The organism is Streptomyces sp. NPDC007189 (assembly GCF_040703635.1).
In the GTDB taxonomy this organism is placed as follows: domain Bacteria; phylum Actinomycetota; class Actinomycetes; order Streptomycetales; family Streptomycetaceae; genus Streptomyces.
Genome location: NZ_JBEYEY010000016.1, coordinates 204,874 through 218,026 on the forward strand (window position 1 = coordinate 204,874; position 13,153 = coordinate 218,026).

General features: G+C 71.6%; 10 protein-coding genes and 1 pseudogene. 4 read left to right on the top strand and 7 right to left on the bottom strand.

All coding sequences use genetic code 11. The features are described from left to right. Positions 1-235: 235 nt before the first annotated feature. On the bottom strand, positions 236-556 hold the full coding sequence (locus AB0950_RS29830) for a hypothetical protein (protein ID WP_366779806.1): 321 nt from the start codon (positions 554-556) through the stop codon (positions 236-238). On the opposite strand from AB0950_RS29830, the pseudogene AB0950_RS29835 reads away from it, so the two are divergent. Further along, a pseudogene (locus tag AB0950_RS29835) lies at positions 555-909 on the top strand (MFS transporter); the annotation flags it as partial. The gene AB0950_RS29830 and the pseudogene AB0950_RS29835 overlap by 2 nt on opposite strands. Before the next feature lie 389 nt (positions 910-1,298). On the opposite strand, the gene AB0950_RS29840 reads toward AB0950_RS29835, so the two are convergent. The 3 genes from AB0950_RS29840 to AB0950_RS29850 form a co-directional block, all read right to left on the bottom strand. Then, positions 1,299-5,051, bottom strand: coding sequence for a family 78 glycoside hydrolase catalytic domain (locus AB0950_RS29840; protein ID WP_366779807.1), 3,753 nt, complete (start codon positions 5,049-5,051; stop codon positions 1,299-1,301). 311 nt (positions 5,052-5,362) lie between these two features. Next, on the bottom strand, positions 5,363-5,773 hold the full coding sequence (locus AB0950_RS29845) for an aldehyde dehydrogenase family protein (protein WP_360569653.1): 411 nt from the start codon (positions 5,771-5,773) through the stop codon (positions 5,363-5,365). 198 nt (positions 5,774-5,971) lie between these two features. Then, entirely contained in the window at positions 5,972-6,748 is a 777-nt protein-coding gene (locus tag AB0950_RS29850; protein ID WP_360151898.1) for a helix-turn-helix domain-containing protein, read from the bottom strand. Positions 6,749-6,870: 122 nt separating this feature from the next. On the opposite strand from AB0950_RS29850, the gene AB0950_RS29855 reads away from it, so the two are divergent. From AB0950_RS29855 to folE, 3 genes are all read left to right on the top strand, one after another. Next, positions 6,871-7,419, top strand: coding sequence for a DUF2231 domain-containing protein (locus AB0950_RS29855; protein ID WP_366779808.1), 549 nt, complete (start codon positions 6,871-6,873; stop codon positions 7,417-7,419). Between the two features lie 68 nt (positions 7,420-7,487). After that, entirely contained in the window at positions 7,488-7,943 is a 456-nt protein-coding gene (locus tag AB0950_RS29860; RefSeq protein WP_366779809.1) for a hypothetical protein, read from the top strand. A 1-nt stretch (position 7,944) separates the two neighbouring features. After that, positions 7,945-8,601 carry a GTP cyclohydrolase I FolE gene (folE, locus tag AB0950_RS29865; RefSeq protein ID WP_366779810.1) on the top strand — a complete coding sequence of 219 codons (657 nt, stop codon included), beginning with the start codon at positions 7,945-7,947 and terminating at the stop codon, positions 8,599-8,601. A gap of 70 nt (positions 8,602-8,671) precedes the next feature. Here the strand turns inward: folE and AB0950_RS29870 are convergent, their stop codons facing one another. The 3 genes from AB0950_RS29870 to mdlC are packed head-to-tail and all read right to left on the bottom strand — an operon-like array spanning position 8,672 to position 13,091. Then, the gene (locus tag AB0950_RS29870; RefSeq protein ID WP_360151910.1) at positions 8,672-9,940 is read right to left on the bottom strand and encodes an aromatic acid/H+ symport family MFS transporter; all 1,269 of its coding nucleotides are present in this window, start codon (positions 9,938-9,940) and stop codon (positions 8,672-8,674) included. A gap of 59 nt (positions 9,941-9,999) precedes the next feature. Then, positions 10,000-11,454, bottom strand: a complete 1,455-nt coding sequence (locus tag AB0950_RS29875) for a benzaldehyde dehydrogenase (protein ID WP_360151913.1) — start codon at positions 11,452-11,454, stop codon at positions 10,000-10,002. Positions 11,455-11,510: 56 nt separating this feature from the next. Then, complete coding sequence (gene mdlC / locus AB0950_RS29880; RefSeq protein WP_366779811.1) at positions 11,511-13,091, bottom strand: benzoylformate decarboxylase; 1,581 nt, start codon at positions 13,089-13,091, stop codon at positions 11,511-11,513. Between the last annotated feature and the right edge of the window lie 62 nt (positions 13,092-13,153).

A 13,153-nucleotide genomic window follows, 5' to 3' on the forward strand; every position in this document is an offset into this window, starting at 1 on the left:
CAACTGGGTCCGGTGGCAGCAGCGCGCACTGTTGTCGACTGTTGGTCGGTGACGTGCGATGCGGAGCCGCGCGCCTGGTGGGCGACAAGGCTGACCGGATGGATTGCGGGCTTCTTGGTAAGGAGGCCCGAGGCATCCCCACGGCCGTCCTGCGGGCGCACTGGCTCTGCCCGCAGTGTTGCCTGCAATGCGCCGCCCGTCCGTCCGGGCCCGACCGCACGCGCGCGGCGCGCTGTCAGGGCCGTGCGGTCGCGGAGACGTTCTCGGCCGTCGAGTTCTCCGAGGCGGCCGCGCTGCCCAGCAGGCGCAGCGCCGCCTCGGAGGGCGAGCCGGGCTCGGCGGTGTAGGCGATCAGCCGCTGTCCTGACGTGCCCGGGATGACGAGGTTCTCGAAGCTGAGGACCATCGCGCCGACGAGCGGATGGTGCAGCCGCTTCACGCCCGAGGTGCAGGTGCGCACCGGATGGCGGGCCCAGCGGGTGGCGAACTCGTCGCACTGGACGGCGAGTTGGCCGACGAGTTCCGCCAGCCGGCGTGGGCTTCTCCGCGCTGGCATCGGGAAGATCGGCAGCAAGAGCACGCAGATCGCCGGCGGGCTGCTGCAGACGGTGTTCACGGCCGCCCTGCTCGGCCTCGGCGACGACCGCGGGTGGATGGGGCTGCTGCTGGTCGCCACCCGACCACGAACAGGGACTGGCCACCGGGCTCGCCACCATGACGCAGCAGATCGGCATCACCATGGGCACGCCGATCATGAGCGCCATCGCCACCGCCGCGATGACCGGCACCGGCGCCTCGGCCATCCTCGGCGGGCTGAAGGCCGCGATCGCGGTGAACGCCGCCCTCGTGCTCCTGGGTGCGCTCAGCAGCGCCGTCTTCCTGCGCGGCGCCACCTCCCGTGCGCAGTGACGCCCGGCGGTACGCACCGCACGACGACCGCCCGGGCCGCCGTGAGATCGCCGCGAGGCCGTCGCGGCCAGCCCGGACGGCCGTAGGCCTGGCGGGCCCGTCGCCGGCGGTCGGCGGGACAGCGCGGGCGGGACGCCGGGCGCCCGCGCGGCCATGGCCCGGCGCGACCTGAACGAGCCTTCGGCCGCGCAGGTTCGCGGGTCAGTGCGTGAAGGGACGGTTCGGCCTCACCGTGTGCACGACCGGTCCAGTGCTGCCTGGCTCTCATCGTCCGCGGCGCGGCAGATCATCAACCGATGGTCCGCATTCAGGGACGGCGCCGGAAAAGAGAACACGGGCCGGCGATCAGACGCGCGCCGAGGCCGACGCCCGGCCCGCATCACTGTCCCTCACAGCGCTGCACTGAAGCTGTACTTGCCCGCCGGAAGACAGTACGTGGCGGTTCCGGAGGGGACTGCCTGAGCGGGTGCCTTGACCGAGCCGGGCTGGGAGGTGGGTACGACCACGGTGGCGGTGACGTTGGCCGGGACGGTGACGTCCAGCGTCAACTGGCCTGCTGACACGGACCAGCTGCTTTCAGCGGTCCCGTACGGCGTCCGGTAGGCGCCGGAAGCCGAGGTCAGGCCCCCACCCGGCTGGGGAGCGACGAGCAGGGTCCGGTAGCCCGGAGCGTCCGGACCGATGCCCGCGATGTGCCGGTACAGGAAGTCGCCGACCGAGCCGAGGCCGTAGTGGTTGAAGGAGTTCATACCGGGATCCTGGAAGGAGCCGTCGGTGCGGATGCCGTCCCAGCGCTCCCAGATGGTGGTGGCGCCGCGGCTGATCATGTAGCCCCAGCCGGGATAGTCGCTCTGCAGCAGAATCCGGTAGGCGACGTCCGCGTGCCCGTTGCTCGCCAGGACGGTCAGGAGGTTCTCCACGCCGAGGAACCCGACCGTCAGATGCCCGTCGGTGGCCGCGACCTTGGCGGCGAGCTTGTCCGCGGCCCGCTGGACGAGGGCGGTGGGCACCAGGCCGAAGGCGAGGGCGAGTACGTATCCGGTCTGCGTGCCGCTGCCGACGGAACCGTCCTGTCCTACGTACCGGCCGGCGAAGGCCGCCGCCACCTGATCGGCCAACTGCCCGTAGGACGCGGCCTGCGCGGTGCGGCCCGTGGCATCGGCCATCCGTGCCACCAGCCGCGCGGCCCACGCGAAGTAGGCGGTGCAGATCAGGTCATGCGGCGTCTCGTCGTTCACGTTGAGCCAGTCGCCGTACGTCTGCTGGTTGCGGATGAGGTCGCTGCCGGCGGTGTCGCGCAGATAGTCGACCCAGTCGGCGAACGCGGTGAAGTGCCGGTCGACGACCCGGACATCCCCGAAACGCTGCCACAAGGTGTACGGGACGATGACGCCCGCGTCGCCCCAGCCGGCCGTGCCGGAGCCGTTGATCACGCTCGGGGCGACGTCGGTGAACGCCCCGTTGGACTGCTGGTCGTCGACCAGGTCGTCGACGAACTTCGCCAGGAACCGGTGGACGTCCAGGTTGAACGTGGAGGTGGCGCTGAAGGCGGCGATGTCTCCGGTCCAGCCCAGACGCTCGTCGCGCTGCGGGCAGTCCGTGGGGATGGAGAGCATGTTGCTGCGCTGCCCCCAAGTGATGTTGTGCTGAAGCTGGTTGAGCAGTGTGCTGGAGGTGGTGAAGGTGCCGAGCTGGTCGGCGGTGGTCCAGGCGGCACGGCCGGTGACGGTGCTTTTCGTCGGGGTCACCCCTGAGGGCAGACCGGTGAGCTCGACGTAGCGATAGCCGTGGACGGTGAAACGGGGCTCGTAGGTCTCGGCGGAGCCGGTGCCGGCGAGGACGAAACGGTCGGTGGCCTGGGCCGTGCGCAGGTTGGTCGTGTAGAGCGTGCCGTCGGGGTTGAGGACCTCGCCGTGCCGCATCGTGATCGTGGTGCCGGCCGGGCCGGTCAGCGAGAGCCGGTTCCAGCCCGCGAAGTTCTGGCCCAGATCCAGGATCCACACGCCGGGCTGCGGCTGCGTGATGGCCACGGGTGAGAACTCCGCCTGGACGGTGACCCCGCCGTCGACCTGGGACACCAACGGGGGCACGGAGACCGGGGAGACGGTGACGGCGGCCCACGCGGAGTCGTCGAAGTCCGCGCCGTCCCAGCCGGGGACGTCCAGCCGCGCGTCGTACGTCTCGCCGTGGTAGAGGTCGTCCGCTCTGATCGCTCCGGTGCTGGTCTTCCAGCTGCTGTCGGTGGCGATCGTCTGCGAGGTGCCGTCGGTGAAGGTGAGCACCAGCTGGGCGGAGTACCAGGGCTGGGTGCCGTAGTGCTGGCTGCCGGCGAAACCGAGGCTGCCGCTGTACCAGCCGTTGCCGACCCAGGCCGCGAGGGCGTTGGCGCCCTGCTTGATCCGGGAGGTGACGTCGAAGACCTTGTACTGCAGACGCTTCTGGTAGTCGGTCCAGCCCGGAGCCAGGACGTCGGAGCCGACCTTCGCGCCGTTGAGGCGGGTCTCCTGCAGACCCAGCGCGGTCGTCAGCAGCCGGGCGGACGCCACCGGTTTGGAGATGGTGAAGCGCTTGCGCAGTATGGGCGCGGGAGTGACCACGCGCACCTCGACGCCCCACGGACCGCCGCCGGCCGCGGCGACGGACATCGCCGCGGGCCAGGCGCTGTCGTCGAAGCCGGGGGTGTGCCAACCCGCCGGCCCGGACGGGGAGGCCTTCCAGGAGGTGTCGCTGTCGATGGCCTGACCGCCCGGCAGGACGAGCTTGGCGAGCATCCCGGCGGGGGAGACGCTGGTGTTCGTACAGGACACCGCGATGGTGTTGGCACCTTTGGTCAGGTGCGAGGCGAGGTCGACGAGCGCGGCGCTCTTCCAGGAGTCGGTGACTCTCGGCGAGGAGCTGACCAGCACGCCGTTGACCCAGACGTCGGCCGTGTCGTCGCCGGTGATGGCCAGGACCGCGCCGGCCGGGGTACTGGCGAGCGTGAAGGTACGGCGGAAGTAGCGGGTGCCGGCCGGCGCCGACGACGCGGGATCGCCCTCGGGGTACCAGATCCAGCTCGCCCCCGCGAAGTTCGGGGCGGCGGCCTGGCCGATGAAGGCGCCGTGCCATTCAGCGGCCGGGTCGAGCAGCCCGGTCTCGAACCACTGCGGGTCGCTCCAGGCGCTCGCCCGTCCCTGGGTGTCCCACACGCGGACCCGCCAGTGGTAGCGGGTGAGGCTGTGCAGTGTGGTGCCGTTGTACGCGATGTCGACCTGCTGGGCCGAGGAGATCCGGCCGCTGTCCCAGAGGTCCCCGCGACCGGCGCCGGTCGAGGAGACCTGGATCTGATAGCCGGCCTGGTGCTGCTGAGGCGTCGCGGAGTCCAGGGTCCAGCCGAACCGCGGCTTCGGCGCGTCCACCCCGAGCGGCGTGACCTGGTGCTCGACGGTGAGGCCCGCGACGTTCAGCGGCGATGCCGCCGACAGGTCCGGCGCGGCGACGCCGGAATGCCACGGGGAGACGCCGTAGGCGCCCAGGTCCATGGCGGCCTGCCAGCCCGAGTCGTCGAACGCGGACTCCTCCCAGCCCGTGGGCGCCGACTGCGCGGAGCGCCAACTGCCGTCCGTGACCAGGTCGGTCGTGCCGCCGTCCGTCGTGATGTGGACGCGTCCCAGGAGCCCGGCAGGACCGCCGTTGTTCCTGCAGGCGACCGCGATCGTGTTGTGCCCGCCGGTGAGCGCGGGGCGCAGGTCGACGTAGAGGGCGCGCTGCCATGCATCCGCGGTGCGCGCGGAAGCGGCCAGGTGCTGTCCGTTCAGCCATACGTCCACGGTGTCGTCACCGGTGACGACGAACTGGGCGTCGCTGGCGCTGCCGGCCGGGACGCTGAAGGTCCTGCGGAAGTACCGGTGAGCGGCGGGGGCGGTGTCGCGGGGACTTCCCTCGGCGTACCAGATCCAGTGGGCACTCGACAGGTCGACGGGTCCGGCTGCGGCGGTGCGCGGGGCCGCTGCTGCGACACCCGGACACGACAGCACGGAGCCGCCGGCGAGCACGCCCGCCGCGACGCCCGAGCCGGTACTCAGAAAGCGTCGCCTGCTGAGCGACGGCAGCTCTTCATCGGGCTGACCCGAACCTGCGTGGTGCTTCCCGTCACTGCTCAACGCCGTACTCCTTCTCTCTGGCCACCCGTGTGGAGTGGCTGGGCGGGGGTGAGCGAGCTGGGATCGGCGGCGCGATGTCGCGGGTCGATCCGGCCTGACGCAGCAATTGAAACGTTTCAATTCCTCATGTCGGGGGTAATGTAGGGGTGCCCGTGAGAGTCGTCAACGGCCGGGGCGGGAGCAGTTGTCGGGGAATCGCGCCGCTCATCCGGTGGGCGTCGCTCCGATACCGCCGGTCCGGAACGGCAGGCGTGGCGGCGGCCCGGCCGACGGGATCGCGGATCACGGCGTCGGCCGTGCGGCCGTGCCCGTCACAGCATGACGTGCTTGGCCTGCGTGTAGTCGAGCAGGCCGGCCAGGGAGAGGTCGCTGCCGTAGCCGGAGTGACGCACTCCGCCGTGCGGCATTTCCGAGACCGTGGTGCCATGGGTGTTGACCCAGACGATGCCGGTGCTGAGCGCGCGGGACGCGCGCATGGCGCGGTCGTGGTCGCGCGTCCAGACGCTTGCGGCCAGCCCTTGCGGGACGGCGTTCGCCATGCGGAACGCCTCGGACTCCTCGGTGAACCGCTGGACGGTGACGACCGGTCCGAACACCTCGCTCTGTGTGATCTCGTCCTCCTGGCGGACCCCGGCGATCACCGTGGCCGGGTGGAAGTACCCGGGTCCGTCCAGGGGCGTGCCGCCGCAGATCGTCTCCGCATGGGCCGGTAGCCTGTCCAACAGGCCGCTGACGGAGGCGAGTTGGCCGCGCTGGCGAGCGGACCGAAGTCAGCGACAGCTACAACAACCTCCTCAACGGCAATGCGCTCATGACCCAGGCCTGGAGCGGCGACATGGCCGCCATGCTCAACCAGACCAAGGACCCCTCTGTGTTCGGCTTCGAGGCGCCCGGGACGGCGCTTGATCCCCCGCCTCCCGTCAAGTCTGGCCTCCGGTACCGGGGGATTCGGCGCGCGTGGTCTCGTCGTCCTGCTCGGGGTCGCTCGGGCCCAGCCGCACGCAGCATTCCCCGGGCTCGGGGGCCAGGACGGCCTGGAGCGCGTTGGCCTTGAGGCCGTGGAGGTAGCCCGAGAGGAAGGCGTGGTTCATGCCGCACACCAGGTCGGGGGCCTTGGCGGCCAGCGGGTGGAAGGGGCAGTTGCGCAGCCGGAGCTGGGTCGGGGTGTCCCGGACGGGTTCGTAGCCGTACTGCTCCAGCAGGCGCTCGCACGCGGTCAGGCCGCGCTCGGCGCCCAGGCGGCCCGGGCGGGTTTCCTCCCGTGCGGCCTCGCCCAGCTGCCGGCCGCGCTGTTCGGCGGTCCGCAGGGCTGCCTGCGTGGCGTTTTCGCCGGCGCCCTCGGTGAGGACGGCGTCCAGGAGCAGGTCTGCCAGCAGTTCGTGGCGCCGGTCGGGGATGTTCACGGTGATCTGGGCGTCGGTGGGCTCGTACACCTTGGGCTGCCTGCCGACCTTGCGGATCCCGCCCGGGGTTTCGTAGCGCGCGCGCAGCAGGCCCGCGTCGACGAGTTTGTCGAGGTGGAAGGCGGCGAGTTTCCGGGAGATGCCGACGCTGGCGGCGGCCTCGTCGCGGGTGACGGCGCGGCGGGCGCGGCGGATGAAGGCGAACATGCGCCGGCGCGAGTCCTCGCTCAGGACGCTGACGGAGTCGATGGCGCTGTCGGCCGTGTCGGCCTGCGCGGTCGGGTCGGAATCCACACGACCACGGTAACTCCCATCCGCATGGGCACAAGCGTTCCTCGTTCGTTGTGGGCTGCACGGCTTGACGCCTCCCCTCAATAAGACCAATATTTCTTGGTGAAAATAGAGGGGAGGTCGCTATGACCCGTGAGTCACAGCTGCAGGCGAAGCGCCCGGTCAGTGCCTCGCTCGCCGGCCCGTACGGCCACCCGTTCCACCCGATCCTGGTGACCGTGCCGATCGGTGCCTGGGTGACGAGCCTGGTGTTCGACATCGCGTCCCACGTCGTGCACCGTCCGGGCTTTTTGACCCAGTCCTCGGAGTGGCTGATCGCGGTGGGGGTGATCGGCGCGCTGCTGGCGGCCATGGTCGGCTTCCTCGACCTGTTCGCCATCCCCGCCGGCACCCCGGCCTTTCGCACCGCTCTGGTGCACATGACGCTGAACCTGCTGGTGACCGCCGCCTACGTCGTCAACTTCCTGTGGCGCCACGGCGACTACGCCGGCGGCGGAAGTGTCGGCATCGGCAGGCTCGTCCTGTCCGCGATCAGCATCGCGGCCCTCGCGGTCTCGGGATTCCTGGGCGGCAAACTCGCCTACCGCTACGGCGTGCGCGTCGCCGACGAGACCACCCAGGCCGAGGGATACACGTCCGACGGTGGCCGCAGGAGCCCACGCACCCCAGCCTGACCGTACCCCCTGCCACGGCGGCCGGTCTCTTCCGGCTGTCTTCACCTCCATCTCACCCGGGAGTTCCCATGGACATCGCCGCACTGATCGCCTGGGTGGTCACCGCCCTCGGCGGCTTCTACATGCTCGGCACCTGGATCCGACGCGGCGGCATCCGGCAACAGCAGACCGGCACCAGCCGTCTGCCCGCTCCCGCCGTCTTCGGCCACTTCGCCCTGGCCGCCATCGGACTGGTGGTGTGGATCATCTACGTCGTGGCCGACAAGACCGCCCTGGCCTGGACCGCGTTCGGCCTGCTCCTGCCGGTCGCCCTGCTCGGGTTCGTGATGCTGGCCCGCTGGATCCCCGTCTACCGCGACCGCGCCACCGGGGGCGCCACAACCGCCGCGTCAACGCCGGGAGCAGAAGGCGCAGTTCCTGCCGAACGGCACTTCCCGGTGCCGGTCGTGGTGGCCCACGGCCTGCTCGCCGTGGTCACTGTCGTCCTGGTCCTGCTCACCGCCCTGGGCGTCGGGGGCAGCTGACATGACCGAGCGCCCCCAGCGCACCACCGCCCGAAGAGACCTCCACGACGAGGAAGCAGGGCCACCGGCACGGCCGGCCCTGCGGGTGGTCCACGAACTCGAAGGCATTGACCTGGCCGCAGCGGAAGCCGCGGCCGGCCAGTTCCTCAACGCCCTCGGCATCTCCACCGCCTCCGAAAGCCTGCGCGGCACACCCGGCCGCATGGCCCGCGCGTACGCCGAACTGTTCAGCCCCCGCCCCTTCGACCTGACCACCTTTCCCAACGACGAGGCCTACGACGAACTCGTCCTGGCCCGCCGCATGCCGGTCAGAACCGTCTGCGAGCACCATCTGCTGCCCATCGTCGGCACCGCCCACGTCGGCTACCTGCCCGGCGCCCGCATCCTGGGCCTGTCCAAACTCGCCCGTGTCGTGGAGCACTTCGCCTGCCGCCCGCAGGTCCAGGAGCGCCTGACCAAGCAGGTCGCCGACTGGCTCCAGAGCCATCTGGAGCCCAAGGGCGTGGGCGTCGTCATCGAGGCCGAACATGCCTGCATGACGCTGCGCGGTGTGCAGGCGACCGGGTCCAGCACCATGACCTCGACCCTGCTCGGCCTGCTGCGCTCCGACGCCCGCTCCCGCAGCGAATTCCTCGCCCTGACAGGTGCGGCCACGTGAACGCAGGAGCGGCTTGCGGCACGCCCACGGTCCTCGGCCCTCGGCCTGGTCCGTGGGCGTGCCGCCTGCCTCAGGCGGCGGCGGGCTCCAAAGACTCCTCCTGGCCGGCGCCGGACCGTCCCGGCAGGGTGAGGACGGCCGCGAAGCCGAGGACGGCCACGGCAGCGAAGAAGTAGAAGCCCCAGGGGTGGCCGATCCCGGCGGCCACGAGCGCACCCGTGATCGACGGGCCGACGATGGAGCCGATGCGGCCGATGCCGGACGCGGAGCCGAGCGCGGTGCCGCGAACGGCAGCCGGGTAGAAGTGCGTGACGTAGGCGTACACCAGCACCTGCGCCGAGAAGACGAACACGCCGGTGAAGAAGACCACGACGTCCAGCAGCAGATCGCTGTGCATCCTGACGCTGAGGCAGGCCAGCATCGCCACCGACATCGCGAACCAGCCGAGCGTGGTCAGCTTGATGCCGCGCCGGTCGGCGACGAAGCCGCCCAGCACCAGGCCGGCCACACCGCCGACGTTGAGCACGAGGAGCTGCGTGACCGCCGTGGGGACGGGGTAACCGGCGTCGTTCATCAGCTTGGGAAGCCAGGTGTTGAGGCCGTAGACCAGCAGCAGGCCCATGAACGAGGCGACCCAGATGCCGATGCCCGCGCGGAGGTAGGCCGGCTTGAGCAGTTCGGTGAACGGGACGCGCGAGGAAGCGGGCTCCTCCTTGGCGCGCACGAACGCCTCCGACTCCGGCAGCCGGAACCACTGGACGACCGCGATGACGAGTCCGGCGCCGCCGAGGACGTAGAAGAGGACCTGCCAGTTCGTGGTCACCTGCAGGGCCAGCAGCGAGGTGATCACGGCGCCGGTGTGGTAGCCGGTCATGGTCAGGGTGCTGGCCCGTGCCCGCCGCTGCGCCGGCATGTGCTCGGACATCATCGTGAGCGACACCGGCATGCAGGCGCCCAGCCCCAGACCGGCGACGAGCCGGAGCACGGCGAACATCGTCACGGAGCCGGCGAGCGGCACCAGGAGGGTGAAGACGGAGAACAGCACGACCGAGCCGATGAGCAGCAGGCGCCGCCCGAGCCGGTCCGCCAGCGGGCCGACCAGGACCGCGCCGATGGCCACACCGACGAGCGACAGCGTGGCCACGGTGGTCGCGTCCCCGGCGGTCATGCCGAGGTGATGGGTCTTCAGCAGGACGGGGATGATGGCGCCGAGGACGACGAGGTCGTACCCCTCGAGCATGACGGTGATCCAGCACAGGATCACCGTCCACACGTTGCGCCCGTCGGCGCCGGATCTTCTGGCGGCGTCGGACGCGTTGGACGAGACGGCGGATGTCATGTGGCGTACCCCTTGGAGCGGCTGCGGGGAGGGAGTGGGAGGTGGAGCGGAAGGGGAGTTCAGAACGGGTAGTCGGCGATGTCCGGGCGCACGGTGACCCACTGCGTCTCGGTGAAGGCCTCGACGTTGGCGGCGGCTCCGCCGAACCGGGACCCCGTGCCGGACGCCTTGACGCCGCCGAAGGGGGCGTTGGGCTCGTCGCTGACGGTCTGTTCGTTGATGTGGACCTTGCCGGAGTCGATCCGGTCGGCGATCTTCATGGCGGTACCGACGTCACCGAGGATGCCGACGGACAGCCCGTACTCGCAGTCGTTGACGATCTTCACGGCCTCGTCGAGCGTGGCGAAGCCGATGACGGGCGCCACGGGCCCGAAGATCTCCTCGCGCCAGGCGGGCATGTCGGTGGTGAGGCCGGTCAGGACCGTGGCCCGGTAGCCGGCGCCCACGATCTCGCCGCCCGCGGCCACGGTCGCGCCCGCCGCGACACTGTCGGTGACGATGCCGTGCACCCGCTCCAGCTGGCGCCGGTCGATGATCGGGCCGAGCGCCACGTCCTCCCGGGCGGGATCGCCGACGGGCAGCGCCTCGGCCTTCGCGGCGAGCGCGGCGGTGTACTCGTCGAGCAGCGACTCGTGCACGATGTGGCGGCCGGTCGTCATGCAGATCTGCCCCTGGTGCAGGTACGAGCCGAAGGCGCCGGCGGAGGCCGCCTTCTGCACATCCGCGCCGGGCAGCACCACCAGGGCGTTGTTGCCACCGAGTTCCAGGTGGGCCCGCTTCAGCAGCCGGCCCGCCTGCTCGCCGATCGCCCGCCCGACCGGCGTCGACCCGGTGAACGAGATGACCCGGACCTCGGGCGCCTCGACGACCGCCTGGCCGACCGAGCCGTCGCCGGGGAGCAGGTGCAGCACGCCGGAGGGCAGCCCGGCCTCCTCGAAGATCCGCGCGATGACGACGCCACCGCTGACCGCGGTCCGCGGATCCGGCTTGAGCAGCACCGCGTTGCCCAGCGCCAGCGCGGGCGCCACCGAGCGCAGGCCGAGGATCAGCGGGAAGTTGAACGGTGCGATGACGCTGACCACGCCCGCGGGGCGGCGCCGGGCGAACGACCAGCGGTCGTCCTCGGACGTCAGCACCTCACCCTGCGGATGCGTCGGCAGCGCCGCGCACTCGAAGCACTCGCCCAGCGCGAGCCGCACCTCGAAGGCCGCCTTCGCCCGCACCGAGCCGGCCTCGCGCACCAGCCAGTCCTCGATCTCGGCGGCGTGCTCGGTGAACAGCTCGCCCGCGCGGCGCAGTACGGCCGCCCGTTCCTGCGGGGGAGTGGCCGCCCAGGTCCGCTGCGCCTCGGCGGCGCGCGCGGCGGCGCGGGCCACGTCGTCGGGTGTGGCCAGGCCGACGGTGCCGAGGTGTGCGCCGGTCGCCGGCTCGGTCACCGGATGCTCGCGCGCGGCGTCCTTCCAGCCGTCGCTGAGGAACTTCTTGCTCCAGACGTCGCTGTCGAGGAGTGTCATGGGTCTTCCTTCCGTCACCCGAAGGGTGCTGAGCTCTTTGACGAGGGCGAGCGTGCTCAGGACGGCGTGGTGAGCGCCGTGTCGACCTGGACCAGGCGGGGGCCGTCCGGGCGTTCGGACAGGACGGCCCGCAGCTCGTCCACGCCGGTGACGTGCTGGGCGGGCACCCCGTAGCCCTGCGCGATGCGGGTGAAGTCCAGGCCCGGGATGTCCAGTCCGGGTGCGTCGGGCACGCCGAGGAGGCCGCCGAACCAGCGCAGCGCGCCGTACGTTCCGTTGCGCAGCAGCACCACGGTGAGGGGCACGCGGTGCTGGGCCGCCGTCCACAGGGCGGTGATGCCGTAGTTGGCCGAGCCGTCCCCGATCACGCCGACGACCGGCCGGTCCGGCTCGGCCATGGCGACGCCGACCGCGCCGGGCAGCCCGAAACCGAGGCCGCCGGCCGCCGGGAAGTAGTAGGAGCCGGGCCGGCGCAGGTCCATCTGGCGCCACCAGGCGGCGTTCGTCGACGTGGACTCCACCACGTACGCGGTGTCGCCGGGCAGTTCGTCGCGCAGGGCGGCGAAGACCTCCTCCGGGTGCAGGCGCGGCCCCTCGACGGACGGCGGCGCGGGCACCGGCCGGTAGTCGCCGACGGGCTCCTCGGGTGCGTCGAGCGCCTTCATCAGCAGCTCGATCACCGCGGCGGGGTCGGCGACCAGGGCTTCGCCCATCGGCGCCCGCGCGGCGGCGGAGGCGTCCTCCGTCACCTGGATCAGGCGGGTGCCCTCCGGCAGGTACCGCCCGGGCAGGTACTCGTGGTACCGGAACACCGGAGCGCCGAGCACCAGCACCAGATCGTGGCCCTCGAAAGCCCGGGAGACCGGTTCGATGCCAGCCGGGAGCACGCCCCGGAACAGCGGATGGCGGTTGGGGAAGGGCAGCCGGAACTGCGACGGCGCCGCCCACACCGGTCCGCCCAGCCGCTCGGCCAGCCGCACCGCGTCGTCGAAGAGCCCGGCCGAGTCGATGTCGCCGCCCAGGACGAGCGCGGGCCGCTGCGCTGCGGCCACCGCCTCGGCCAGCCGGCGTCCCTGCTCCCCGCCCGGCACCCCCGCGCGCCCGACCTGCCGGTCCAGCACGGCCGCCGCGTTCTCGCCCGCGTCGGCCGCCCAGTCGTCGTAGGGCACGGAGAGGTAGGTCGGCCGGCGCTGCAGCCGCGCCTCGAAGACGGCCTGGGCGAGCGCGCGCGGCACGTCCTGCGCACACGCCGGCTCGGCGGCCCAGCCGACGAGCGGCTTCATCAGGGCCGGGGCGTCGACGTTGGAGAGGTTGGCCTCCGGCCCGATGGCCGACCGCACCTGCTGCCCCGCCACCACCACCAGCGGCGTGCGCGAGGCCACGGCGTTCGTCAGCGCGCCCATCGCGTTGCCCGAGCCGGACGCGGCGTGCAGGTTGACCAGGACCGGTCGACCGCTGGCCTGGGCGTACCCGTCGGCCATGCCCACCACCGCGCCCTCGTGCAGACCGAGGACGTACCGGAAGGCGTCCGGCAGGTCGGCGAGGAAGGGCAGCTCGTTCGAGCCGGGGTTGCCGAAGATCGTGGTGAGCCCCTGGCGCTCGAGGAACTCGTGGGAGATACGACGCACGGATGGCACGGAGGTTCCTTTCGCAGTGACGCGGGACACGCTAGGCACCGCACGACCCGGCCACCAATAAA